22 protein-coding genes and 2 tRNA genes are annotated in these 23,870 nt (G+C 72.0%); 17 read left to right on the top strand and 7 right to left on the bottom strand.

Annotated elements, in window-relative coordinates; translation table 11 throughout:
- Window positions 1-144 precede the first annotated feature (144 nt).
- Complete coding sequence (locus tag OJ254_RS03555; RefSeq protein WP_030417138.1) at window positions 145-390, bottom strand: mycoredoxin; 246 nt, start codon at window positions 388-390, stop codon at window positions 145-147.
- A gap of 634 nt (window positions 391-1,024) precedes the next feature.
- Here OJ254_RS03555 and OJ254_RS03550 point away from each other — a divergent pair.
- From OJ254_RS03550 to OJ254_RS03530, 5 genes are all read left to right on the top strand, one after another.
- A complete protein-coding gene (locus tag OJ254_RS03550) occupies window positions 1,025-3,253 on the top strand; it encodes an ATP-dependent DNA helicase UvrD2 (RefSeq protein ID WP_265361227.1) in 2,229 nt (742 codons plus the stop codon).
- A 145-nt stretch (window positions 3,254-3,398) separates the two neighbouring features.
- The gene (locus OJ254_RS03545; RefSeq protein WP_265361225.1) at window positions 3,399-3,728 is read left to right on the top strand and encodes a hypothetical protein; all 330 of its coding nucleotides are present in this window, start codon (window positions 3,399-3,401) and stop codon (window positions 3,726-3,728) included.
- A 116-nt stretch (window positions 3,729-3,844) separates the two neighbouring features.
- Entirely contained in the window at window positions 3,845-4,198 is a 354-nt protein-coding gene (locus OJ254_RS03540; RefSeq protein ID WP_265361224.1) for a WhiB family transcriptional regulator, read from the top strand.
- Window positions 4,195-4,512 (top strand): hypothetical protein, encoded by a 318-nt coding sequence (locus tag OJ254_RS03535; RefSeq protein WP_265361222.1) that lies wholly within the window; start codon window positions 4,195-4,197, stop codon window positions 4,510-4,512. The genes OJ254_RS03540 and OJ254_RS03535 overlap by 4 nt, the downstream gene beginning before the upstream one ends.
- A gap of 126 nt (window positions 4,513-4,638) precedes the next feature.
- Window positions 4,639-4,839 (top strand): hypothetical protein, encoded by a 201-nt coding sequence (locus tag OJ254_RS03530; RefSeq protein WP_265361220.1) that lies wholly within the window; start codon window positions 4,639-4,641, stop codon window positions 4,837-4,839.
- A gap of 18 nt (window positions 4,840-4,857) precedes the next feature.
- On the opposite strand, the gene OJ254_RS03525 is transcribed toward OJ254_RS03530, so the two are convergent.
- Window positions 4,858-6,306, bottom strand: a complete 1,449-nt coding sequence (locus OJ254_RS03525) for an ABC1 kinase family protein (RefSeq protein ID WP_265361219.1) — start codon at window positions 6,304-6,306, stop codon at window positions 4,858-4,860.
- 56 nt (window positions 6,307-6,362) lie between these two features.
- Complete coding sequence (locus tag OJ254_RS03520) at window positions 6,363-7,481, bottom strand: ThiF family adenylyltransferase (protein ID WP_265365032.1); 1,119 nt, start codon at window positions 7,479-7,481, stop codon at window positions 6,363-6,365.
- Between the two features lie 193 nt (window positions 7,482-7,674).
- Between OJ254_RS03520 and OJ254_RS03515 the strand changes: the two genes are divergently transcribed.
- The 4 genes from OJ254_RS03515 (at window position 7,675) to OJ254_RS03500 (ending at window position 11,606) form a co-directional block, all read left to right on the top strand.
- Entirely contained in the window at window positions 7,675-8,301 is a 627-nt protein-coding gene (locus OJ254_RS03515; protein WP_265361218.1) for a M48 metallopeptidase family protein, read from the top strand.
- 111 nt (window positions 8,302-8,412) lie between these two features.
- Entirely contained in the window at window positions 8,413-10,128 is a 1,716-nt protein-coding gene (locus OJ254_RS03510) for a TerD family protein (protein WP_265361217.1), read from the top strand.
- A 15-nt stretch (window positions 10,129-10,143) separates the two neighbouring features.
- The gene (locus OJ254_RS03505; RefSeq protein WP_030806226.1) at window positions 10,144-10,827 is read left to right on the top strand and encodes an AIM24 family protein; all 684 of its coding nucleotides are present in this window, start codon (window positions 10,144-10,146) and stop codon (window positions 10,825-10,827) included.
- A gap of 20 nt (window positions 10,828-10,847) precedes the next feature.
- The gene (locus OJ254_RS03500; protein ID WP_265361215.1) at window positions 10,848-11,606 is read left to right on the top strand and encodes an AIM24 family protein; all 759 of its coding nucleotides are present in this window, start codon (window positions 10,848-10,850) and stop codon (window positions 11,604-11,606) included.
- Between the two features lie 72 nt (window positions 11,607-11,678).
- On the opposite strand, the gene OJ254_RS03495 is transcribed toward OJ254_RS03500, so the two are convergent.
- Together OJ254_RS03495 and OJ254_RS03490 are read right to left on the bottom strand one after the other, a co-directional pair.
- On the bottom strand, window positions 11,679-12,209 hold the full coding sequence (locus tag OJ254_RS03495; RefSeq protein WP_265361214.1) for an NUDIX hydrolase: 531 nt from the start codon (window positions 12,207-12,209) through the stop codon (window positions 11,679-11,681).
- Complete coding sequence (locus OJ254_RS03490) at window positions 12,206-13,669, bottom strand: zinc-dependent metalloprotease (RefSeq protein ID WP_265361212.1); 1,464 nt, start codon at window positions 13,667-13,669, stop codon at window positions 12,206-12,208. Before OJ254_RS03490 ends, OJ254_RS03495 begins: the two co-directional genes overlap by 4 nt.
- A gap of 192 nt (window positions 13,670-13,861) precedes the next feature.
- On the opposite strand from OJ254_RS03490, the gene OJ254_RS03485 reads away from it, so the two are divergent.
- The 4 genes from OJ254_RS03485 (at window position 13,862) to OJ254_RS03470 (ending at window position 17,175) form a co-directional block, all read left to right on the top strand.
- On the top strand, window positions 13,862-15,013 hold the full coding sequence (locus tag OJ254_RS03485) for an SDR family oxidoreductase (RefSeq protein WP_265361211.1): 1,152 nt from the start codon (window positions 13,862-13,864) through the stop codon (window positions 15,011-15,013).
- A 109-nt stretch (window positions 15,014-15,122) separates the two neighbouring features.
- Window positions 15,123-15,605, top strand: coding sequence for a molybdenum cofactor biosynthesis protein MoaE (locus OJ254_RS03480; RefSeq protein ID WP_261955798.1), 483 nt, complete (start codon window positions 15,123-15,125; stop codon window positions 15,603-15,605).
- Between the two features lie 155 nt (window positions 15,606-15,760).
- A complete protein-coding gene (locus OJ254_RS03475; protein WP_265361210.1) occupies window positions 15,761-15,952 on the top strand; it encodes a hypothetical protein in 192 nt (63 codons plus the stop codon).
- Window positions 15,953-16,077: 125 nt separating this feature from the next.
- Window positions 16,078-17,175 (top strand): YlbL family protein, encoded by a 1,098-nt coding sequence (locus tag OJ254_RS03470; RefSeq protein WP_265361208.1) that lies wholly within the window; start codon window positions 16,078-16,080, stop codon window positions 17,173-17,175.
- A 28-nt stretch (window positions 17,176-17,203) separates the two neighbouring features.
- Here the strand turns inward: OJ254_RS03470 and OJ254_RS03465 are convergent, their stop codons facing one another.
- On the bottom strand, window positions 17,204-17,776 hold the full coding sequence (locus OJ254_RS03465) for a PPA1309 family protein (protein WP_423835814.1): 573 nt from the start codon (window positions 17,774-17,776) through the stop codon (window positions 17,204-17,206).
- Between the two features lie 128 nt (window positions 17,777-17,904).
- Between OJ254_RS03465 and OJ254_RS03460 the strand changes: the two genes are divergently transcribed.
- The 4 genes from OJ254_RS03460 to OJ254_RS03445 all read left to right on the top strand — a co-directional run bounded on the left by OJ254_RS03460 (window position 17,905) and on the right by OJ254_RS03445 (window position 23,212).
- The gene (locus tag OJ254_RS03460) at window positions 17,905-20,796 is read left to right on the top strand and encodes a UPF0182 family membrane protein (RefSeq protein WP_265365031.1); all 2,892 of its coding nucleotides are present in this window, start codon (window positions 17,905-17,907) and stop codon (window positions 20,794-20,796) included.
- A gap of 122 nt (window positions 20,797-20,918) precedes the next feature.
- A tRNA-Met gene (locus OJ254_RS03455) sits at window positions 20,919-20,992 on the top strand.
- 209 nt (window positions 20,993-21,201) lie between these two features.
- A complete protein-coding gene (locus OJ254_RS03450) occupies window positions 21,202-23,052 on the top strand; it encodes a tetratricopeptide repeat protein (RefSeq protein WP_265361206.1) in 1,851 nt (616 codons plus the stop codon).
- A gap of 86 nt (window positions 23,053-23,138) precedes the next feature.
- Window positions 23,139-23,212, top strand: a tRNA-Met gene (locus OJ254_RS03445).
- A 113-nt stretch (window positions 23,213-23,325) separates the two neighbouring features.
- Here OJ254_RS03445 and OJ254_RS03440 read toward each other — a convergent pair.
- Entirely contained in the window at window positions 23,326-23,748 is a 423-nt protein-coding gene (locus tag OJ254_RS03440; protein WP_265361205.1) for a Fur family transcriptional regulator, read from the bottom strand.
- Window positions 23,749-23,870 lie beyond the last annotated feature (122 nt).

The following is a 23,870-nucleotide window of genomic DNA, read 5'->3' as shown; positions in this document are numbered from 1 at the left end:
GGTCCCTCACCGGCATCCGAGGTGCACGTCGGTCCCTCACCGGGACCTGGGGTGCACGTCGGTCCGTCACCGGGACCTGGGGTGCACGTCGGTCGCTCCCCGGGCCAGGGGGTGGCGGGCCTCAGGCGGCCCGCCGGGTGGCCGTCAGGCCACGCCCACCTTCTGCTTGACCTGCGCCAGGGACGGGTTCGTCAGCGTCGTACCGTCGGCGAAGAGCACGGTCGGCACCGTCTGGTTGCCGCCGTTGGCCTTCTCCACGAACGCCGCGGACTCCGGGTCCTGCTCGATGTTGATCTCGGTGTACGCGATTCCCTCACGGTCCATCTGGCTCTTCAGCCGACGGCAATAACCGCACCAGGTGGTGCTGTACATCGTCACAGTGCCCGCCATGCGCCCCGCGCTCCTTCGTCAGTCGTGTTCCTCGTACCGCCCACTCGGCGCGGCCATGGGACACAACGCACGAGGTGGGCGAGCAATTCCCGGGGGGCTTCGCCGGGGGCCCGGGGGCTGCCCCTGCCCCGCCCCGCCCCGCCTCGTCCCGCCTAGCCTCGCCCCACCCCTGCCCCACCCCTGCCTCGCCCCACCCCTGGCCCCACCTCTCAGCCGAGCCGAGCCCACAACCTGGTGGGGGCCCCGGGGGCGCCCCCACCCCCACCCCCCCTCCCCTCACCCCCAACAGCAGCGCTCTCAGGCCGGCACCGCTCTCAGGCCGGCAGCGCTCTCAGGCCCGCAGCCCCCTCACGTCGGCCACGCCCGCACGCCTCCGCCGGCCGTCACCTCAGCCCGGCCCCGGCCTCCGACCCCGGCCTCCGACCCCAACCCCCGGCACCCAGCCCCCCGACCCTTGCTCGGCTGCTCGGCTGCTCGGCTGCTCGGTTGCCTGGCCCGGCCGTTGGATCAAGCAAAGCACTCATCGGCGGAACGCGTCGGGGGCTGTCCACAGCGGCGGTGATGCGTACGACAGGGAGCGGAAGGCTGTGGACAGGCTTCCCGGCCATCCCGGTGGACCTGGCAGCATGGCGGGGTGACAGCAGCAACGGACTCCTCTCTCTTCCCGTCGGCCCCGGACTCGGCCGACGGGGTGCTGGACGGGCTCGACCCGGAGCAGCGGGAGGTCGCGACGGCGCTGCACGGTCCGGTGTGTGTGCTGGCCGGTGCCGGTACGGGCAAGACGCGGGCGATCACCCATCGGATCGCGTACGGGGTGCGGGCCGGGATCCTGCAGCCCGCGAGTGTGCTCGCCGTCACGTTCACCGCGCGTGCGGCGGGCGAGATGCGGGGGCGGCTGCGGCAGCTCGGGGCGGGCGGGGTGCAGGCCCGTACGTTCCATTCCGCGGCGCTGCGGCAGCTGCAGTTCTTCTGGCCGAAGGCGGTGGGCGGCGAGCTGCCGCGGCTGCTGGAGCGGAAGGCGCAGCTCGTCGCGGAGGCGGGGGCGCGTTGCCGGATCCGGCTGGACCGCAATGAGCTGCGCGACGTCACGGCCGAGATCGAGTGGTCCAAGGTCACCCAGACCGTGCCGGCCGACTATCCGGCCGCGGTCGCCAAGGCGGGCCGGGAGGCGCCGCGTGACCCGGCCGAGACGGGGCAGATCTATGCCACCTACGAGCAGCTCAAGCGCGACCGGGGCGCCATCGACTTCGAGGATGTGCTGTTGCTCACGGTCGGGGTGCTGCAGGACCGGCACGACATCGCCGAGCAGGTCCGTGCGCAGTATCAGCACTTCGTCGTCGACGAGTACCAGGACGTCAGCCCGCTGCAGCAGCGGCTGCTGGACCTGTGGCTGGGGGACCGCGACAGCCTGTGCGTGGTGGGTGACGCCAGCCAGACGATCTACAGCTTCACCGGCGCCACCCCCGACCACCTCCTGAACTTCCGCACCCGCCATCCGCAGGCCACCGTCGTCCGGCTGGTCCGGGACTACCGTTCCACCCCGCAGGTCGTCCACCTCGCCAACGGCCTGCTCTCGCAGGCCAAGGGGCGCGCGGCCGAGCACCGCCTGGAGCTGGTCTCGCAGCGCGAGTCCGGTCCGGAGCCGGTGTACACGGAGTACGCCGACGAGCCCGCGGAGGCCGAGGGCACCGCCCGCCGGATCCGGGATCTGATCGCGTCGGGGGTGCCGGCCAGTGAGATCGCGGTGCTGTTCCGGGTCAACGCCCAGTCGGAGGTCTACGAGCAGGCGCTGGCGGACGTCGGCGTGCCGTATCAGCTGCGGGGCGCGGAGCGGTTCTTCGAGCGGCCGGAGGTGCGTGAGGCCGGTATCAAGCTGCGCGGCGCGGCCCGTTTCGGGGCGAACGACGCGCTGCTCGACGATGCGCTGGACCTGCCCGCGGAGGTGCGGGCGGTGCTCAGCCACATGGGCTGGACGAGCGAGCCGCCGGCCGGTTCGGGGGCGGTGCGGGATCGCTGGGAGTCGCTGGCGGCACTGGTGCGGCTCGCCGAGGAGTTCGCCCGGGCCCGCTCCGGGGCGTCGCTGGCGGATTTCGTCGCCGAGCTGGACGAACGGGCCAACGCGCAGCACGCGCCGACGGTCGAGGGGGTGACGCTGGCCTCGCTGCATGCCGCGAAGGGCCTGGAGTGGGACGCCGTGTTCCTGGTGGGGCTGACCGAGGGCATGATGCCGATCACGTACGCCCGGACGGACGAGCAGATAGAGGAGGAGCGCCGGCTGCTCTATGTGGGCGTCACCCGTGCGCGGCATCATCTGGCGCTGTCGTGGTCGCTGGCGCGGTCCCCGGGGGGCCGGGCTTCGCGGAGCGCCAGTCGCTTCCTGACCGGGCTGCGGCCAGGTTCGGGGGCGGTGGCCGGGCGCCGTACGCAGGGCGCGGTCCTGCGGGGCGTGGAGCGCGGCGGGGCGGCGGCTGCGGTGCCGCGGCGCCCCCGGCACCGCGCTCCGGCCCGGTGCCGGGTGTGCAACCGGACGCTGACGGACGCGGGCGAGATGAAGCTGATGCGGTGTGAGGACTGCCCGGCCGAGCTCGACGAGGCGCTGTACGAGCGGCTGCACGCGTGGCGGGCGGAGGAGGCGGCCCGGTCCCGGCAGCCGGCCTACTGCATCTTCACGGACAAGACGCTGATGGCCATTGCCGAGGCGGTGCCGGGAACCGAAGCGGAGCTCGCGGTCATCTCGGGTGTGGGGCGGCGCAAGTTCGACCGCTACGGCAGTGACGTGCTGGCGATCTGTGCCGGCGAGGAGCTCACAGGAGCCTCGGGCGACGGGTCCGCGGGCGCCGCGGAAAACTCGTCGGAAAAATAGTTTGCGCGCGCGGAGCGCATCCCCATAGCCTTCGGAAGCAACGGAGACAACGGAACTTTCCGAGATCCGATGGATCCGTGCTGTACTTGAACGCCCTGGAACGGGTTATCCCGTTCCACCGAGACGCCGAGAGGAGGCGAGCCCAGTGATCAGCTTCATCGAGACCAACAAAATGACCGATCGTTCGGTCGTCGCCACCTGCACGCTCGGCTCCTCGCTCCGTGGCACCGGTCTGTCCGGCTTCGGCCGCCTCTCCGGTACCGAGGTCGCGCGCCCCGAGTCCCTCGCTGTGCTGACCCGCAGTGAGCGCACCGCGCGACCGACCGAGGCACCTGCGGCAGTAGCAGTCGCGGCCAAGGCGAATGCCTTTGCCTTCGCGGCGGCGGCCAACGGTGCCGAATCCCGGAAGCAGTACCAGACGCAGCATGACATGTGGGCCTACCGCGGCCTCGAACCCTGGAGAGATCCAGCCTGATCGGCAGATCAGGTCGGCACCTTCCAGGGCCGCGGAACCCACACCGGGATCCGCGGCCCTTTTGTTTGCCCCACACGCCCGCCACCAGCGGGCCGAACAGACGAGGAACACACACCGTGCAACTGCAGACGCACACCCCGTCCGTAGCCACCGACCTGATCCCTCCGCCCGACCTCCAGGAGAACTCCTTGCTGCCCCTCACCGAGCTCGACGACGAGATCGACCGCCTCGGCGCCGCCGTACCGTGCCGCACCTACGACCCGGAGGTCTTCTTCGCGGAGTCCCCGGCCGACGTCGAGTACGCCAAGACGCTGTGCCAGTCCTGTCCGGTGCGTGAGGCCTGCCTCGCCGGTGCCAAGGACCGCCGTGAGCCCTGGGGTGTCTGGGGTGGCGAGCTCTTCGTCCAGGGCGTCGTGGTGCCGCGGAAGCGTCCGCGTGGCCGTCCGCGCAAGAACCCGGTCGCGGCATGAACACCACCGGCACAGGAACGATCGACCGTCCCGTCACACGGGATCCCAAGAAGCAGGACCACACGATGAACCCGATCTTCACCGACACCCCCGTCCCCGCGAACGCCGACGCCATCGAGTCGCGTCAGAACAGGAACCTCGCCATGCAACTCATCCCAGAAGCCCTGGCCCGTGCGCATATGCATGAACGCCTGCGGGAGGCCGAGTCCGAACGCAGGGGGCACCGGCTCGCCGCCGCGCGGCGGATGCAGCGGCGTGCCGAGCGCGCGTCGCTCCGGGCCCGCCGGGCGCTGGCCATCGCCGTGATGCAGTAAGGCGCCGGGCAGGTCCGGGCGGCCGGCAGGGCAGCGCTGACACCACCTTCCACGGGGTCCGTCCGACAGGGCGGGCCCCGTGGTGCGTTGCGCCCCGGTTCACGTGGTTGGCGGGGATATCGTCGGATGGTGAACCAGAAGACGCATCACGAGGCGGAGTTGGCCGACGGGCAGACGGTGTGTGCCGGCTGCGGCGCCGTCGCCGAGGACACACCGCCGACCTGGACCTGCTCCGTGGAGAACGGCGAGCGCCGTTACTTCTGCGACCGCTGCGCCCGGGAGAACATCCGGGCCATCGAGGGACGCCTGGACTCCAGCTGGTGGTGAGGTACGGCCGGCGGGAGCTCAGGCGGTGGTCTCTTCGACGGCCTCCTCGTCGATGTCCGTACCGGGGTCGGCCGGGTCCTCGTCCGGGCCGGGGGCGGTGCCGGTGAGGTCGGCGCCGGCCGGCTCGTGTTCGGGGACGAAGCCGGGCATCCATGCCTCCAGCTCGTCCCGCAGCCGTACGGTCGCGCCGAGCTGGCACAGCACGCCGATGGTGCTCAAGGTCACACGGTGGATCAGCAGGTACGCGGGCGGCAGGTTGAGCTGCTTGCCCAACTGGTGGGCGGGGGAGCGCGGATCGCCGACCCGGGCGGCCTGCCGGCGCATCCAGCCGCGGGTGAAGGTGAACGCGTCGACCTGCGCGGGCTCGATGATCGGCAGCAGATACTCCAGCACCGCGTCGGGGTCCAGCTCGATGGACTCCTTGACGAAGCCCTCCTCGCACAGCATCTGGTAGACCGCGTCCGCCTCGCCGTCCAGGGTCATCCGCAGCGAGGCGCCGATCGTGGCCGGCAGTCCGTCGGGCAGCCGGTCGACGGTGCCGAAGTCCAGCACGCCCAGCCGCCATTCCCCGGCAGGCCCGTCGGGGGAGTCGCCGGCCAGCAGCCGGAAGTTGCCCGGGTGCGGGTCGGCGTGCAGCAGCCCGGTGCGGGCCGGGCCGGAGAACAGGAAGCGGGCCAGCAGCTGGCCGGCGCGGTTCCGCTGCTCGTCCGTGCCGTCCGCGATCACCTCGGACAGCGGTACGCCGTCCATCCACTCCGTCACCAGCACCTGGTCGCGCTGGTGCACCACGGCCGGCACGACCACGTCCGGGTCGTCGGCGAACTCCTCGGCATGGGCCCGCTGGGCCTCCGCCTCCAGGGAGTAGTCCAGCTCCTCGGAGACCCGGTCGCGCAACTCGCTGATCAGCGGTTTGATGTCCATCCCGGGCACGAGCGGGCCCAGCAGCCGGGCGAACCGGCTCAGCTGCGCCAGGTCCGACAGCAGTGCCTTGCCGGCGCCGGGGTACTGCACCTTGACGGCCACCTCGCGGCCGTCGTGCCAGACGGCGCGGTGCACCTGGCCGATGGAGGCCGCCGCGGCGGGTTTGTCCTCGAACTCCTCGAAGAGCTCCCGCCAGTCCTCGCCGAGCCGCTCCGCGAGTACGGCGTGGACGGTGCTCGTCGGCATCGGCGGTGCCGCTTCCTGAAGCTTCGTCAGGGCGGCGCGGTACGGGCCGGCGATCTCCTCGGGGAGGGCCGACTCGAACACGGACAGCGCCTGCCCGAACTTCATCGCTCCGCCCTTCAGCTCACCGAGGACCTTGAAGAGCTGTTCCGCGGTGCGCTGTTGGAGCTCCCGGCCGACGATCTCGGCGGATCTGCCGCCGATCCGTTTGCCCAGGCCCCAGGTGGCGCGGCCGGCGAACCCCAGTGGCAGCGCGGCCAGCTTGGCGGTGCGGGTGACCGCCTTGCGGGGAAGATCAGACATGCGCCCCTCCAACTCACACTGTCCCCCAACCGGGGTTACTCCGTCATTGTGGCGTGTCATGGCCGAGGATCCGAGGCGCCTGCCGCACACAGCGAAGCGGCTGCCCCGCAGCCGCACTCCGGATGCGGTTCGATCCGCACCGTGCGCACGCCCGCACACGGCAGCGCCAGCTCCATCCGTGCCCCCGTGCACGGCGGGAGGTCCCCGTCGAGGAACGCCAGCGCCTGGACGGCGGCGAGCCCGGCGACCGTGGTGGCCAGCGCGGTGTCGCAGGCCGGCACCGCCGGGGCGGCCCGGCCCGACCGCCACTGGGCGAGCAGCCGCGGCCAGGCCGGCTCCGCGTCCGTGCGGCGCAGTTCGTCGCAGCGGGCGCAGGCCGTACCGCCGGGCAGTACCAGCGGACCCACCACACCCGTGCCCTCGATCACGCCCGCGTAAAGGTGCGGGATGCCGGCGCTCAGCAGCGGCTCGGACAGCACGGGGTCGGGGGCGTAGGCGCCGAGCCCGTCGCGTGGGGCGAGCACCACCAGGGACAGGCCGGGTTCGCCGGATTCGCTGACCGGGACGCCCGTCGGCCGCTGCCGCCGGGTCCACGGGGAGGCGTGGTGGACCAGCCGCTCCACGGCCTCCTTGCGCGGTTCGCCGATCCGCTCGGCGGGCAGGCCGCCGGGCGCCACGTCCCACGGCGCGACCTTGCCGCCGTCGAACACCTCGACCCGGCCGATGCCGGCGGCCGCGAGCTGCGCGGCCACCGCCGCGCCCACCTTCCCCAGCCCCTTGACCCGCGCCCGGACCGCCCGCCGCGCCCCCATCCGCCCCAGGGCGCCGGCCGGCTCCGGATGCTGTACCGACAGGGAGGCCAGATCGGCCCGCAGCCGTTCATGGGCGGGCCGGTCGGCGCGTACGGAGTCGGCCGCCGGGCCGCCCGCGGTGGGCGCCTCCAGCAGTCCGGCCGCACCGAGGCGCCCGACCACACCCCGCACATGATCCGGCGGGAGGTCCAGTAACGCGGCCTCGTCGATGAGTTGCCGCATGGTGCGGGTGCCGTCGATCAGGGTGAGGAAACTGCCGGTGGCCGTGTCGAGCGGCCCCAGCACCATCGCATGGGCCGGCGCCACGCCGAACCGCACTGTTTCCCGGTCCCGCCAGCCGCGCCGCAGCGCGGGCTTGAGCATCGGATGCATGTCATCCGCCCCCGTCCTTCGTCGTCCGGCCTTCAGCATGCGCCCTGTCGCGAATCGGGGCCGAAGTTATCCACAGGCCGGGGAAGGATTTGTCATACAAGCAGTGCCCGCCATGGAGTGGTTCGCCGGCGAACCGGACCGCGGGTCGGGACTTCCCGCCGGGCCAGCGGGTAACGTCGGGCGCGTGCCCGCCGACCCTTCCGCCCACGGCTCCGGGGAGACCCCCCTGCGCCGCGCCGCTGACGCCTCGCGCGGGGCTTCCCCGACCCCGAAGGCCCGCGGCTCGGGCACCAGCGCCGTCGAGGTGCGCCGCAGTTCCCGGCGGCGCAGGACGGTCTCCGCGTACCGCGAGGGGGACCGCACGGTCGTGCTGATCCCGGCCCGGATGTCCGAGGCCGAGGAGCAGCGCTGGGTGACGGTGATGCTGGACAAGCTCGCCGCCCAGGAGAGCAAGCGGATGCTCGGCGACCGCGAGCTCGCCGAGCGCGCCGGGCGGCTGTCGGAGCAGTTCCTCGGCGGCCGGGCCCGGCCCGCGTCGGTGCGCTGGGTGACCAACCAGAACACCCGCTGGGGATCGTGCACCCCGGCGGAGGGCAGCATCCGCCTGTCGCACCGCCTCCAGGGCATGCCGGAGTACGTCATCGACTACGTCCTGCTGCACGAGCTCGCGCATCTGCTCGTCCCCGGCCACGGCCCGGAGTTCTGGCGGCTGCTGGAGTCCTATCCGCGTACGGAACGGGCCCGCGGCTACCTCGAAGGAGTGGTCGCGGCCGACCGGCTGCCGCATCTGCCCGCCGCCCGCCGGGAATAGCGCCCCGGCGGGCGATATCCGCGCGCGCCCCGGCATCGCCCGCTGTCACCGCCAGCGGTTAGCCTTGGCCGCCCAGGATGTCACTGCGGGAGCGGGGGACGGGCGTTACGTATGGCCAGGGAATTCCAGCGGGGCCACAAGGCCAGGATCGGTGATCTCACGGCGGGGACGGACCTGTACGTCGGCGTGCAGATCGGCGGGCCCGGCCTGACCTTCGACATCAGCTGTTTCGGCCTGGACGCCGACGAACGGCTCTCCGACGACCGGTATTTCGTCTTCTTCAACCAGCCGAAGTCGCCCGAGGAGGCCATCCAGCTGCTCGGCGCGCAGGCCGGCGACGACGAGTCCTTCCGGGTCACCCTCGACAAGATCCCGTCGCACATCCGGAAGTTGTCGTTCACCGCCGCGCTCGACGGCCCGGGCCAGGTCTCCCGGATCGGCCCCGGCTACCTCAGGATCGTGGCCGGCGGCGAAGAGGTCGCCCGCTACTCCTTCACGGGCAGCGAGTTCAGCACCGAACGCGCCGTCATGCTCGGCGACTTCTACTTCAAGGACGTGTGGCGGTTCGCCGCGGTCGGCCAGGGCTTCGACGGTGGTCTGGAGGCGCTGCTGAAGAACTTCGGCGGAGAGGTCGCCGAAGAGGCGGAGGCGCCGCAGGCCGAGGCACCGGCGCAGGGTGCGCCCGGTTTCGCCCCGCCGTCCGGTCCCGCCGCCCCGGCGCCGTCCTTCGGCGCACCGGCCGCGGCCCCCGTGCCCGAACAGCCCGCCCCGTCCTTCGGTCCGCCCCAGGGCGCGGCCCCCGCCGCGCCGCCGGCCGCCCCGCAGCCGCCGCCCGCGCCGCAGGCCCCGCAGCCCGCGCACCCGCAGGTCCACAACGCGCCCACGATCGCCGCGCCGCTCGCCCCGCCCGCCGGCCCGGGTGTGCCGCCCGGTGTGCCCGCGCCGCCTCCCGCCCCCTACGGCCAGCCGGCGCCCGGCCAGCATCCGTACGGCCCGCCGCAGCCGCCGCCCGCCGGCTTCCCCGGTCAGCCGGCCCCGCCGGCGCCCCCGTACGGCGGCCAGGACCAGTTCCCCGGGCAGCCCGCCCCCTACGGCCAGCCCGGCATGCAGCCGCCGGGCGCCCCGTACGGCGGCGGGCAGGCACCGGCCGTCCCCCAGGGCGGCGGCCCCGGCCTCGGCGTCGTCCTGGAGAAGTACAAGGAAGCCCCCACCGGGCAGCGCTGGACGCCCCAGAACGGCAAGCTGATCCGCGCCGACCTCGGCGTCGACGGACAGCCGGTGCTCGCCCGCCAGGGCAGCATGGTGCTCTACCAGGGCAAGGTGGACTTCAGCTACAAGGGCGCCGGCTTCCGCGGCCGCATCGTTGGCAACGCCACCGGCCAGGAGATGCAACTGATGCGCTGCACGGGCCAGGGCCAGGTGTTCTTCGCGGAGAACAGCGCCCATGTCCACCCCATCGAGCTGCAGGGCGACGCGATCTGCGTGTCCGCCGAGTCCGTCCTCGCCTTCGATGAGTCGCTGCAGTACGAGGTCCGCCGGATCGAGGGCCACGGCATCCCCGGCGGCGCCCTGTTCACCATGCAGTTCCAGGGCACCGGCACCCTCGTCGTCACGACCCACGGCACCCCCGTCGTGCTGCCGGTCACCCCGACCACCTTCGCCGACGCCAACGCCGTCGTGGCCTGGTCCGCCGGCTCCCAGGTGATCATCTCCAGTCAGGTGAGCCTGCGCCGGCACGCCTATCCGGGCCACTCCGGCGAGACCGTGAACCTCCAGTTCCGCGGTGCGCCCGGCAATTTCATCGTCGTCCAGCCCTACGAGGTCTGAGGGAGCCCGCACGTCATGAACCAGCAGCAGCTGTCGGGCTACGTCCCGACCCCGCCCGCCGCCCGGATGGAGAACCACGGCAGCTCCATGGTGAAGATCGCCATGCAGAGCGGCCAGGATGTCTTCGCCCGCACCGGCTCGATGATCGCCTACGAGGGCTTCGTCCAGTACGAGCCCAACCCGCCCGCCGTCCGCCAGATGGCCTCCCAGTGGCTCACCGGCGAGGGCGCGCCCCTGATGAAGTGCTCCGGCGACGGCCTGCTCTACCTCGCCGACTACGGCGCCGACGTGGTCTGCATCAACCTCAACGGCGACTCGCTCTCCGTCAACGGCACCAACCTCCTCGCCTTCGACGCCCACCTCCAGTGGGGCGTGCAGCGCGTCAAGGGCATGGCGAAGTTCGCCGGCCAGGGCCTGTTCAACGTCGGGATCTCCGGCACCGGCTGGGTCGCGCTGACCTCCCGGGGCACGCCCGTCGTCGTCGACTGCGGCCGCGGCGAGGACGAGACCTACGTCGACCCGGACGCCCTGGTCGCCTGGTCGACGCACCTGAAGATGAAGGGCAAGCGCAGCTTCAAGGCGTCCTCGATGATCGGCCGCGGCAGCGGCGAGGCGTACCAACTCGGCTTCTCCGGCCAGGGGTTCGTCGTCGTCCAGCCCAGCGAGGACAGCACCGACCGGCTCCGGGCCCGGGGCTGAGGGGGAGGACCGAACACGCCATGCAGAGTCCGCTTTTCGCCTTCACCGAGGCACAGACCCAGGACCGCTACGCCCTGCAGAACAGCCAGCTGCTGCGGGTCGCCCTCACCGGCCACGACGACGTCCTCGCCCGTAAGGGCAGCATGGTCGCCTATCAGGGGCTGCTGGAATTCGACGGCAACTACACCACGCCCGGCCAGCAGCGGGCCCGCGCCCACTCCGGCGAGGGCCTCGACCTGATGCGGGTCTCCGGGCAGGGCACCGTCTATCTGGCCAACCTCGCCCAGTACGTGCACGTCGTCGACGTCGACCACGACGGCCTGACCGTCGACAGCGCCTACGTCCTGGCGCTGGACTCCGGCCTCCACTGGGAGGTCGTCTCGGTCGACAGCCAGTACGGCATCGCCGGCACCGGCAAGTACCAGCTCAACATCACCGGGCAGGGCAAGGTCGCCCTGATGACCTCCGGCCAGCCGCTGATGCTGCAGGTCACGCCCGACAAGTACGTCAACGCCGACGCCGACGCGGTGGTCGCCTGGTCCGCGTCACTGCGCGTCCAGATGCAGGCGCAGACGCACTCCTCGGGCGTCTGGCGGCGGCGCGGCAGCACCGGCGAGGGCTGGGAGCTGAGCTTCCTCGGGCAGGGGTACGCGCTGGTCCAGCCCAGCGAGCTGCTGCCGCCGCAGAACGCGGTCATCGGCTCGGGTCTGGCCGCCCAGTTCGGGATGGGCCAGCAGGGCGCCCGGGGCGTCAACCAGGGCAACATCTTCACCAACTGACGCCCCGGCGGACGACGATCCGGCGCCCGACCCCAGGGGCGGGCGCCGGCCGGAACGGTCCTTGACGGTCCGTCAGAGCAGCGCGCGGGCGCGCTCCACCAGGCGCACCACCGAGGTGTCGGCGACGGCGGGCACCTCGTCGTAGCCGAACCACCGCAGGTCCAGCGACTCGTCGCTGATCTCGGCCACCGCGCCCTCGGGCGCCACCGCCGCGTACTGGACGTCCAGATGCACCGCGCAGGGCGTCCGATGGCGGTCCAGCCGCACCGGGCCGCCGGGCAGGAGGGTGAGCCCGCGCGCGATGCCGGACTCCTCCCGCGCCTCACGCAGCGCCGCGTCCGCCAGCGAGGCGTCCTCCGGCTCGCAGTGGCCGCCCATCTGCAGCCACATCTCCAGCTTGCGGTGGAGGGTGAGCAGCACCCGGCCGCCCGCCGGGTCGATCACCAGCGCACTCGCGGTGAGGTGCCCGTCCTTGCAGGGCTTCCACATGCCGTCCCGATGGGCGGCGAGGTGGTCGAGGTAGGCAAGCCGCAGCTGCTCCTGATCGGGCGAGGGCGCGGGCCACTCCTTGAGCACCCGCGCCGCGTCGGCGTGCAGACTCACCGGTCGCCGTCACCCTTGCCCTCGCCGGGGGCGGCGTCCGGGCCGTCGCCCTTCTCGGGGGAGGCGCCCGGTTCGGTCTTCCCACCGCCGGCGGCCTCGCCGAGCATCTTGTCGAGCTCGGAGAAGTCCATCTGCTCGTGGTGGACGAAACCGTCCGGGTCGTCGAGGTCGGCCGCCGTCGGCAGCATGTCCGGGTGCTCCCACAGGCCGTCCCGGCCGTCCAGGCCGCGGGCGTCGGTGAGCGACGCCCACAGCCGCGAGGCGTCCCGCAGCCGGCGCGGACGCAGCTGCAGACCGATCAGCGTGGAGAACGTCTGCTCGGCCGGGCCACCGCTGGCCCGGCGCCGCCGCAGCGTCTCGCGGAGCCGGTCCGCCGACGGCAGATGCGGCTTGGCGGCGGAGTGCACCACCGCGTCCACCCAGCCCTCGACGAGCGCCAGCGCGGTCTCCAGACGGGCCAGCGCGGCCTTCTGCTCCGGGGTGTCCTCGGGCTGGAACATGCCCTGCTGGAGGGCGTTCTGCAGCTCCTCGGGGTGCTGCGGATCGATCTGCCCGACCACGTCCTCCAGCTTGGTCGTGTCGACCTTGATGCCGCGCGCATAGCCCTCGACGGCACCGAAGAGATGCGAGCGCAGCCACGGCACATGGGCGAAGAGCCGCTGGTGGGCGGCCTCCCGCAGGGCCAGGTAGAGCCGCACCTCCTCCTCGGGCACGCCGAGGCCCTCACCGAAGGAGGCGACGTTCTTCGGCAGCAGCGCCGCCTTGCCGGCCGGGCCCAGCGGCAGACCGACGTCCGTGGAACCCACGACCTCGCTCGCCAGGACGCCCAGCGCCTGCCCGATCTGGGTGCCGAACATCGCGCCGCCCATGGAGCGCATCATCCCGAGCAGCGGGCCCGCCATGGCCTGCATCTCCCCGGGCAGCACCTCGCCCATCGCCGACCCGACGCGCTCGGCGAGCGGATTGACCAGGTCCTTCCACACCGGCAGGGTCTCCTCGACCCACTCGGCGCGGCTCCAGGCCACCACCGAAGCGGAGCCCGACGGCAGGGACGTCACCCCGTCCAGCCACAGGTCCGCCAGCCGCACGGCCTCCTCGACGGCGGTCCGCTCGCCCGGCGCGACGCTCGCGTCCTTGCTGCCGTCCTCGGCGCCCTGCGCGACCGTCTGGCGCGCGATGTCCTTGGCCATGTCCCAGTTCACCGGGCCGCCCTCGTAGGAGAGCATCTGGCCCAGCCGCTGGAAGGCGGCGCCCAGGTCGCCGGGGTTCATCTCGCCGCCGGGGCCGCCCATGCCGCCGAAGAGCGCCGCGAACGGATTGTCCGCGCCGCCGCTCCCGCCGCCGAACCCGAACGGGTTCGCGGGGCCCTGGCTACCTCCCTGGCCGCCCTTCTGCTTGCCGTTGTCGCCGTCCTCCGGCTCCTCCGGCGGAAGGCCGAATCCGAATGGGGTGTCACTCACGGGTTTCCTCGGCTCGTAGGGCCGCCGGCCAGGTGACCGACGGCGACTGCCCGACATCACCTCCAGCGTAGACACCCGGACCGCTTCGGGGCTCGGTGCTTCGCTGTCCCGGTGGCTGGGGCAGGATGGACGCCACCTGGTGCGACCGCGTCAGCACGCGCCCGCACTGAAGACAACCGCTGGAGACGCCCGGTGAGTTCCCCAGATCCGACCGTTCGCGCAGCGCGAAACGCTGCCGCCCCGACCGAGAAGACGGACGACGCCCCCGGTGGCGCCGCGGACCGTCCGCTGCGCCGGCCCGTCGTCGCCGTCACCGGAGCCGCCTCCGGGGTCGGCGCGCTGCTCACCCGTGCCCTCGTCGCATCCGACGAGGTCAAGGAGGTGGTGGCGATCGACGAGCGGCGCGGCGACATCGCCGAGGCGCAGTGGCACGTCCTGGACGTCCGCGATCCGGCCATCGCGGACAAACTGCGCGGCGCGGACGTCGTCGTCCACCTGGCGCTCGACCTCGACCTGGAGACCGACGCCACCGCCCGCACCGCCTACAACGTGCGCGGCACCCAGACCGTGCTCACCGCCGCCGCGGCCGCCGGCATCCACCGGGTGGTGCTGTGCACCTCCGCCATGGTCTACGGGGCACTGCCCGACAACGACGTGCCGCTGGCCGAGGACGCCGAGCTGCGGGCCACGGCGGACGCCACCGGCGTCGGCGACCTCCTGGAGATCGAGCACCTGGCCCGCCGCGCGCCCCGCGCCCACCCCGGCCTGAACGTCACCGTGCTGCGCCCCGCCGTCCTGGTCGGCGGCACCGACACCGCGCTGACCCGGTACTTCGAATCGCCCCGCCTGCTGGTCGTCGCCGGATCGCGGCCCGCCTGGCAGTTCTGCCACGTCGAGGACCTGGTCAGCGCGCTGGAGTACGCCGCGCTGGAGAAGGTCGACGGCGAGCTGGCGGTGGGCTGCGACGGCTGGCTGGAACAGGAGGAGGTCGAGGAGCTCTCCGGTATCCGGCGCATGGAGCTGCCCTCCTCCGTGGCGCTGGGCGCCGCGGCCCGGCTGCACCGGATCGGGCTGACGCCGTCGCCGGCCGGGGACCTCGCGTACACCATGCACCCCTGGGTGGTCAGCGGCAGCCGGCTGCACGACGCGGGCTGGCGGCCGCAGTGGACGAACGAGCAGGTGCTCGCGGAGCTCCTCGAGGAGGTCGCGGGACGGCACACCGTCGCCGGCCGCCGGCTGGGCCGCAAGGACGCCACCGCCGCGGGGGCGGCCGGCGCCACCGTCGCCCTGCTGGGCACCGCCGCGCTGGTACGGCGCGCCCGCAAGGCCCGCCGCCGTATCTGACGGCGACGTCGGACCGGCCCGCGTACTGGAGGAGTCTCCATACCGGTGCCGGGACGACCGGCGGATCCGGCCATTCCCCGGTGCACCCCGGGTACGGCACGATGGGGGTATGTCTGGCACGCCCCTTCCCTCGACGCCCGGCCGCGACCACCCCGGTGAGCGCGCCGCGGCGGACCCGATCCGGCTCCTGGCGATCCGCGACACCCCGCTGTCCGTGGACGAGGTGTTCGCCGCCGTGGGCGATGCGGCGGCCGGCGGGACCGCGCTGTTCGTCGGCACGGTCCGCTCGCACGACAACGGCGCCGACGTCGACGCCCTGGGCTACTCCGCGCACCCGACCGCCGAGGCGGAGATGCGCCGGATCGCCGAGAAGGTGATCGCCGACTACCCGGTACGGGCACTGGCCGCCGTCCACCGGGTGGGCGATCTGCGGATCGGGGACCTGGCGGTGGTCGTCGCGGTGTCCTGCCCGCACCGGGGCGAGGCGTTCGACGCCTGCCGCAAGTTGATCGACGACCTCAAGCACGAGGTTCCCATCTGGAAACACCAATCGTTTGTGGATGGAACCGAGGAGTGGGTAGGCGCCTCTTAAGGAGCGCGAGGGTCCGGTCGTCCTCGAACGCGCGGGCGAACCGGTGCCGTGGATTCCGGTTGCGTAACCCGCCCCCTCGCGTGAGCGTTGACCTGGCAGATGGTTAATCTGCTTATTCGTCGATCGCGGTCGTGCAAGGGGTAGGGAGGTAGCTGATGGGTGCGCTCCTCTGGTTGCTGATTCCGGTGGGTGCCGGGCTGGTCGCCGCGGCGTGGAGCAGCTGGGCCCTGCGGAACCGCAAGACCGGGGACGTGGCGGAACTCGCGGGCTACGCCCGGTTCCGCGACGCGATGGAGAAGCAGCATTCCGTCCCCGACCCCGCGCCGACCGCCTCGGACTCGGCCTGAGGCCCCTCACCCGTACGCAGTAGCAAGCGCCGCCGAGCCCGCGGCCCCTGCGCACGGACGCGCGTTCGCTCTCGTACGGACGGCCCCGCGGGCCGGTTGTCATACTCGTCCCGTACTGTCGTTCCATGCCACGCCGCACCGCGACGCTGCTCGCCTCGATCCTGATGCTGATCGCGCTGCTCTGCGCGGGAGTGCTGATCCCCGTGCCGTACTCCGAGATGTCGCCCGGCCCGACGGTCAACACGCTCGGTGAGCACAACGGCGAGCCGGTGCTGCAGATAGCCGGGCGCAAGACGTACCAGACGACCGGTCACCTCAACATGACCACGGTCCGGGTCACCGGCCCCGACTACCGGATGAACCTCCTCGAGGCGGTCTACGGCTGGCTCGACCACGACAACGCCGTGGTCCCGCACAAGACGCTCTACCCCGAGGGACAGACGGCCGAGCAGGCCGACCAGGAGAACGCCGAGGAGTTCACCCAGTCCCAGGAGAGCGCCAAGACCGCCGCGCTGGGCCAACTGCACATCCCGGTCGCCACCCAGACCGTGGTCGCCTCCGTCGCCAAGGACAAGCCGGCCGACGGACGGCTGCACGCCGGCGACGTGATCAAGGCCGTGGACGGCACCGCGGTCAAGCAGACCGGCGACGTCGCCAAGCTCGTCACCCAGCACAAGCCGGGCGAGAAGGCCGTCTTCACGGTCATCCCCGCCAAGGAGGCGGCCGCGGCGGAGAAGCAGGGCAGGAAGCCCGCGACGGGCGCGCGGCAGATCACCATCCCGACGCAGAAGGCGGACGACGGCCGGGCCATCGTGGGCATCCAGGCCGGCGTCGACCACATCTTCCCGTTCCCGATCGACGTCAAGCTGGCCGACGTGGGCGGGCCGAGCGCCGGGCTGATGTTCGCGCTGGGCATCGTCGACAAGCTCACCCCGGGCAACATGACCGGCGGCCGGTTCGTGGCCGGCACGGGCACGATCGACGACAACGGCAAGGTCGGCCCGATCGGCGGCATTTCGATGAAGACGGTCGGCGCCCGCGACAAGGGCGCGGAGTTCTTCCTGACGCCCAAGGACAACTGCGCCACCGCCGCCAAGGACATCCCGGCGGGCCTGCGCCTGGTCAAGGTCGGCACGATAGGCGACGCCGTCAAGGCACTGCAGAAGATCAGCAAGGGCCAGACCGCCGGCCTGCCGAGCTGCAGCCCGGCAGGCCGGTCGTAGGGCGTTACGCCCCGGGCCGCCCCTCGGGTCAGCCCTCGAAGGTCGCGGCGAGCGCCTCGGCCAGGCCGGGCACCAGCGCCGAGCCGGTGAGCACCTCGGACGCGGAGTCCTTCGCGCGCAGCCGCAGCGCGGACTCGCGCCGGCCGTCGCGCAGCACGGCCACCGTCATCCGGACCTCCTCACGGTCCGGGTGCCGGGCGACCCACTTGGCGAGCTGCGCCTCGTCCATGCCCTCGGGCTCGGCGTCCTCGGCGGACGGCGGCAGCATCAGCCGTTCCACGGTCAGCGCGCAGCCGGTGACGGCGTCCGGCCAGGCGATGGTGGCGAGGAACTCGTCCAGCGGCACGTCCGCGGGGATCTCGTCCTGCTCCACGGGGGTCAGGGAAGCGGTGGTGGTGTCGTCGATGCCGAGCTGCTCGGCGAGCGAGGGCTCCTGTGCGCGCAGCTTGGCGGTGTCGACGAGGGCGAACAGCCGGGCGGGCTGGTCCCAGCCGAGCCCGGCGCTGTACTCGTCGATCTCGAGCACCGCGCGGGTCAGCGGGTCGGCGGCGAGGGGGGTGCCGGCGGCGGGAGAGCCGGGGATGTCAGTCATGCTCAACATCGTGCCTTGTCCACCCCCGAAATCGGGAACCGGGTAAAGCCTTCGTAAGTTGCATCACTGGGTCCTACTATCGCCGGGCCTGCTCCACACGACAGCGATACTTCGAGGTGCGCACCTTGGCTTTCCAGATGCCGGACCGCGGCGGAGGCCCGTCCGGGCCACGGATCAGAGTCGGCCGACCGTCGCGGCGGATCCGGACCCTGCTCATGACCTTGGGCGTGCTGGCCGTGCTGGCCATGCTCTTCGTGATGTTCGCGGGGTTCTGGACCGACTGGCTCTGGTACCGCTCGGTCCATTACTCCTCGGTCTTCACCACGACCCTGTGGACCAAGATCGGTCTGTTCTTCGCCTTCGGCGTCGTGATGGCGGTGGCCGTCGGCGTCAACATCTGGCTGGCGCACCGGCTGCGCCCGCCGCTCAGCGCGATGTCCATGGAGCAGCAGAGCCTGGACCGCTACCGCATGGGGGTCGCGCCCTTCAAGAAGTGGGCGCTGATCGCGATCGCGGCCGTGGTCGGTCTGATCGCCGGCGCGTCCGCTTCCGGTGAGTGGCAGACGTGGCTCCAGTGGGTCAACGGCGTGCCGTTCGGCAAGAAGGACCCGCAGTTCGGCATGGACGTCGCGTTCTACGCGTTCGATCTGCCGTGGTACCGCTTCCTGTTGAGCTTCGGCTTCGCCGCCGCGGTGCTGTCCCTGGTCGCCGCGGCGCTGACGCACTACCTCTACGGCGGGCTGCGGCTGACCAGCCCCGGCTCGCGGGCGACCGCCGCCGCCACCGGCCATCTGTCGGTGCTGCTGGGCATCTTCGTGTCGCTGAAGGCGATCGCGTACTGGCTCGACCGGTACGGCCTCGCGGTGAAGTCCAGCGGCCTGAAGTCGGCCGACAACTGGACGGGTCTGCGGTACGTCGACGCCAACGCCTATCTGCCGGCGAAGACGATCCTGTTCTTCATCGCGGCGATCTGCGCGGTGCTGTTCTTCGCGACCCTGTGGCGGCGTACGTGGCAGCTGCCGGTGATCGGCTTCGGTCTGATGGTGCTCTCCGCGATCCTGATCGGCGGGCTGTATCCGGCGATCGTGCAGAAGTTCCAGGTCCAGCCCAACGAGCAGGCCAAGGAAGCGCCGTACATCAAGCAGAACATCAAGGCGACCCGGGACGCGTACGACATCCAGGACTCGCAGGTCACGCCGTACAAGGGCAATTACAAGCCCACCGGCAAGGACGACAGCCAGCGGCTGCGCGACGACGCCGACGCCTCGGCCAGCATGCGGCTCCTGGACCCGAACGTGGTCTCGCCGGCCTTCCAGCAACAGCAGCAGGTCAAGGGGTACTACCAGTTCCCCTCCACGCTCGACGTCGACCGGTACAAGGACCAGGACGGCGCCGAGCAGGACACCGTCATCGGTCTGCGTGAGCTGAACATCGCCGGCATCCCCGAGCGCAACTGGATCAACGACCACTTCAAGTACACCCACGGCTACGGCGCGGTCGCCGCCAAGGGCACCGAGACCGCCGAGGGCGGCGGTCCCAAGTACACCGAGTCCGACCTGCCCGCCCAGGGGCAGCTCAGCGCGAAGCCGTACCAGCAGCGGGTGTACTACGGCGAGAAGACCTCGCAGTACTCCATCGTCGGCGGTCCGCAGAAGGAGCTGGACTACTCCGAGGACGGCAGCGAGAAGAGCTACAGCTACCAGGGCGGCAGCGGCGTCAGCCTCGCCAACCCGGTCAACCGCGCGGCCTACGCCGTGGCCTTCGGGGAGCCGCAGATCCTCTACTCCGGCGCGATCGGCGACGGCTCGCGGATCCTGTACAACCGCACGCCGAAGGAGCGCGTCGAGTCCGTCGCGCCCTGGCTGACCATCGACGGCGACGCCTATCCGGCGGTCATCGACGGCCGGATCAAGTGGATCGTGGACGCCTACACCACCAGCAACGGCTATCCGTACGCCTCGCGCACCACGCTCGGGGACACCACGGCCGATTCGCTCACCGACGGCCAGCGGGCGGTGGTGGCCCAGCAGAACCAGGTCAACTACATCCGCAACTCCGTCAAGGCGACGGTGGACGCCTACGACGGCTCGGTCAAGCTCTACCAGTGGGACGAGAAGGACCCGGTCCTCAAGACCTGGATGAAGTCGTTCCCCGGCACGGTCGAGAAGAAGAGCGCGATCAGCCCGGCGCTGAAGGAGCACCTGCGCTATCCGCAGGACCTGTTCAAGGTGCAGCGCCAGCTGCTGACCACGTACCACGTCACGGACCCGGGGACGTTCTACACCGGCTCCGAGCGCTGGCAGATCCCCAGCGACCCGACCACCAAGTCGGGCAACGCGGTACCGCCGTACTACCTGAGCATGAAGATGCCGGACCAGAAGGACCGGTCCTTCTCGCTGACGACCACCTTCACGCCCAACAAGCGGGAGAACCTGGGCGCGTTCATGGCGGTCGACGCCAATGCGACCAGCGGTGACTACGGCAAGATCAGACTGCTGAAGCTGCCGTCGGAGACACCGGTGCCCGGCCCGCAGCTGGTGCAGTCGAAGTTCAACTCCGACCCGGTCATCGCCAACGAGCTCAACATCCTCAAGAAGTTCGGCGACTCGGAGATCGAGTACGGCAATCTGCTGACCGTGCCCCTGGACGGCGGACTGCTCTACGTCGAACCGGTGTATCTGCGCGGTGCCAACACCAACTACCCGTTGCTGAAGAAGGTGTTGGTGAGCTACGGCGACAACAAGCCGGTCCTGGAGGACTCCCTGAAGGACGCGCTGGACGTGGTCTTCGGCAAGAAGGCGGCCAGCTCCGGGACGGAGAACCCGCCGGGCGGCGAGACGGGCAAGCAGAAGCCGTCCGACCAGACCGTGCAGCAGGCGCTGTCCGACGCCGAGAAGGCGTACGAGGAGGGCGAGAAGGCCCTCGGACAGCGTGACCTGGCCGGGTACGACGAGGCGAAGAAGAAGCTCAAGGCGGCGCTGGACCGGGCCGCCGAGGCCGCCCGGAAGGGCGGCAAGCCGGGCAGCTGACCTCCCGGCGGAGCACAGGGCCCCGCCGGCAGCCGGTACGCACCGGCTGCCGGCGGGGCCGCGCCGCTTCCGGGGGCCGCGCGGTGGCCCCGCGGGACCGTGGTAGATTGAGGGCACAACGACGCGGGGTGGAGCAGCTCGGTAGCTCGCTGGGCTCATAACCCAGAGGTCGCAGGTTCAAATCCTGTCCCCGCTACTGAAGGTCGAAGGCCTGGATCCTCAAAGGATCCGGGCCTTCGTCATGTGTTCACACCGATCCGGAAAGAAAGCCGGGTCGCGCGCCTCGTGTGGGGAACCTGTGTGCTTGAGTTTGACATGTCGTCGTGTCGGGAAGTCGACAAACCGCTGAAGTGACCTCACTGGCTGCGGTATACCAGGTGTACGCGGGTTACGGGTGATGCGACGATGGGTCTTATGGGGGACAAGGCAAGGTTGTTGGAGACGGACCGGTTTGTACCAGCGCCCGACGACGGGCGCGAATCCGAGCTGCAGATCGACGCGATGGAGGCCGCGGAGGCCGCCGAGGCGTCCGATGCCGTGACCGAGTCCGGCCACCGCCGGGCCGCCGAGGCGGGCGACCCGGCCGCGATGAGCGCCCTGGGCGCGATGCTGCTGCGCCGCGGTGACCTCGACGGCGCCGAGCCGCATCTGCGGTCCGCGGCCGCCACCGGCGACCGCGCCGCGGCCAACAACCTCGGCGTCCTGCTCCACCAGCGCGGCTACGGCGAGGAGGCGGCCGGCTGGTGGCGGATCGCCGCCGTCGCCGGTTCCGCCGCCGCCGCGCACGCCCTCGGCCGCCACTACCGCGAGCGCGGCGACGAGCCGGCCGCCGAGTACTGGCTGCGCCAGTCCGCCGAGTCTGGCCACTGCCTGGGTGCGTACGCCCTCGCCGACCTGCTCGAACACCGCGGTGACGACGGCGCCGAGCGCTGGTTCCGGGCGGCCGCCGAGCGCGGCCACCGCGAGGCCGCGTACCGCCTCGCCCGGCTCATCGAGGACGGCCGGGACGCCGACCGCCGGGCGGTGCCCGCGTACGGCGAGCTGACCCAGCAGGAGGAGGCCGAGCAGTGGTACCGCCAGGCCGCCGCCCGCGGCCACCGCAGGGCCGCGCTGCAGCTCGGCGCGCTCCTGGAGGACCGCGGCGACATCCAGGAGGCGGGCCGCTGGTACCTCTCCGCCGCCAAGGACGGTGAGGCGCGCGCCGCCTGCGCGCTGGGCTACCTGCTGCGCGACGCCGGTGACGAGGAGAGCGCCGCGGAGTGGTGGCGGCGGGCCGCCCAGGACGGCGACGGCAACGCCGCCAACGCGCTGGGTGCGCTCCACGCCGACCGGGGTGAACTGCAGACCGCCGAGCGCTGGTACCGCGCCGCCCTGGACGCCGGGGACGTCAACGGCGCCTACAACATCGGGCTGCTCTGCGCCGAGCAGGGCCGTCCGGACCGCGGCGAGCAGTGGTACCGCCGGGCCGCGTACGCCGGGCACCGGGAGGCCGCCAACGCGCTGGCGATCCTGCTGCTGCAGCGCGGCGACGCCTCGGGGGCCGAGCCCTGGTTCTCCAAGGCGGCCGAGGCGGGCAGCGTGGACGCCGCGTTCAACCTCGGCATCCTCTACGCGAGTCGCGGCGACGACCGGACCGCGCACACCTGGTACGAGCGGGCGGCCGCGGCCGGGCACACCGACGCGGCGCTCCAGGTCGCCATCGTGCAGCTGCGCGAGGGCCGGCTGCCGGACGCCGAGCGCAATCTGCGCTGCGCGGCCGGCGGCGGCAGCGCCGAGGCGGCCTTCCGGCTCGCCGACCTGCTGGACCGCCAGGCCTCGGCGGCCGGTGCGGGGCAGGCGGACGGCGACCGTACGGCCGAGGACGAGAGCACGCAGTGGTACGAGCGGGCGGCCCGGCAGGGGCACCGCCGCGCCCAGGTCCGGGTTGGCATGTTCGCGGCGGCTCGGGGGGACGTCGTCGAGGCCGCCGACTGGTACCGCACGGCGGCCGAGGCGGGCAGCCGGAACGGCGCGTTCAATCTCGGGCTGCTGCTGGCCCGTGAGGGGAGCCTGCCCGAGGCGGCGCTGTGGTGGCAGCGTGCCGCCGAGGCCGGGCACGGCCGGGCCGCGCTGCGGCTGGCACTGCTCGCGGCCCGCCGCGGTGCCCTCGCCGAGGCGCAGCGCTGGTGCGCGCACGCCGTCGAGATGGGGCCGCCGGAGGTCGCCGAGCGGGCGGCCCGGCTGCGTACGGCGCTCCAGGACGAGCTGACGGCGTAGCGACGGGGCGGTGGACCGGTGCGGACGGCCTGGTGAAAGGAATTTGCACCGGTCGTCGGGCGGGGGTTAGAGTAAGGGCACAACGACGCGGGGTGGAGCAGCTCGGTAGCTCGCTGGGCTCATAACCCAGAGGTCGCAGGTTCAAATCCTGTCCCCGCTACTGAAAGACGAAGGCCCGGATTCCCAGGAATCCGGGCCTTCGTCGTCTGTGTTTCCGTCCGGTGTGTCCGTCCGGTGGGCGGCCACCGGCAGAGCCGGCGGCCGCTCGGCGCGTCAGGACGAGGTGCCGCTGCAGTTGGGGCAGATGCCCCGGTACGTCACGGTGACCTCGGAGACCTGGAAGCCGTACCGCTCCGGCTCGGGGAGGGCGGTGAGCGGGTCGCCGTGGAGGTGCACGTCACGGATCGTGCCGCACCGCGAACAGACCAGGTGCTGGTGGTCGTGGTGGGCGTTCGGGTCGTAGCGCTTGGCGCGGCCGTCCGTGCTCACCTCGATGACCTCGCCGAGCGAGACCAGCTCGCCCAGGGTGTTGTACACCGTGGCGCGGGAGATCTCGGGAAGCCGGCCGGCCGCCAGGGCGTGCACCTCGTCGGCGGTGTAGTGGACGTGGTCCCCGTCGAGGACCTCGGCGACGACGCGTCGCTGCGCGGTCAGCCGCCAGCCGCGTCCCCGGAGTCGTTCCAGCAGGTCACTCATGCCAATCACCTATCAGTCAGATAGTGCAAGGGTACCAGCGGCCGTCCATCGCCGGATCAGGTATGAGTTTCGGGTTCTTCTTGACTTAGACATTGTCCAATGTAGGATCGGGTACGGCGCAA

The organism is Streptomyces endophytica, from assembly GCF_026153355.1.
GTDB lineage: Bacteria > Actinomycetota > Actinomycetes > Streptomycetales > Streptomycetaceae > Streptomyces > Streptomyces endophytica.
Note: the sequence above shows the minus strand (reverse complement) of the source record. Positions and strands in the feature narration are given on the sequence as shown.

Coding starts and splice junctions, on each gene's coding strand:
- OJ254_RS03475 (WP_265361210.1), top strand. CDS start 15,761: ATGGGTGCGCTCCTCTGGTTGCTGATTCCGGTGGGTGCCGGGCTGGTC.
- OJ254_RS03480 (WP_261955798.1), top strand. CDS start 15,123: ATGTCTGGCACGCCCCTTCCCTCGACGCCCGGCCGCGACCACCCCGGT.
- OJ254_RS03465 (WP_423835814.1), bottom strand. CDS start 17,776: ATGTTGAGCATGACTGACATCCCCGGCTCTCCCGCCGCCGGCACCCCC.
- OJ254_RS03510 (WP_265361217.1), top strand. CDS start 8,413: ATGGCCAGGGAATTCCAGCGGGGCCACAAGGCCAGGATCGGTGATCTC.
- OJ254_RS03460 (WP_265365031.1), top strand. CDS start 17,905: ATGCCGGACCGCGGCGGAGGCCCGTCCGGGCCACGGATCAGAGTCGGC.
- OJ254_RS03440 (WP_265361205.1), bottom strand. CDS start 23,748: ATGAGTGACCTGCTGGAACGACTCCGGGGACGCGGCTGGCGGCTGACC.
- OJ254_RS03555 (WP_030417138.1), bottom strand. CDS start 390: ATGGCGGGCACTGTGACGATGTACAGCACCACCTGGTGCGGTTATTGC.
- OJ254_RS03535 (WP_265361222.1), top strand. CDS start 4,195: ATGAACACCACCGGCACAGGAACGATCGACCGTCCCGTCACACGGGAT.
- OJ254_RS03525 (WP_265361219.1), bottom strand. CDS start 6,306: ATGTCTGATCTTCCCCGCAAGGCGGTCACCCGCACCGCCAAGCTGGCC.
- OJ254_RS03500 (WP_265361215.1), top strand. CDS start 10,848: ATGCAGAGTCCGCTTTTCGCCTTCACCGAGGCACAGACCCAGGACCGC.
- OJ254_RS03450 (WP_265361206.1), top strand. CDS start 21,202: ATGGGTCTTATGGGGGACAAGGCAAGGTTGTTGGAGACGGACCGGTTT.
- OJ254_RS03530 (WP_265361220.1), top strand. CDS start 4,639: ATGGTGAACCAGAAGACGCATCACGAGGCGGAGTTGGCCGACGGGCAG.
- OJ254_RS03520 (WP_265365032.1), bottom strand. CDS start 7,481: ATGCTCAAGCCCGCGCTGCGGCGCGGCTGGCGGGACCGGGAAACAGTG.
- OJ254_RS03470 (WP_265361208.1), top strand. CDS start 16,078: ATGCCACGCCGCACCGCGACGCTGCTCGCCTCGATCCTGATGCTGATC.
- OJ254_RS03505 (WP_030806226.1), top strand. CDS start 10,144: ATGAACCAGCAGCAGCTGTCGGGCTACGTCCCGACCCCGCCCGCCGCC.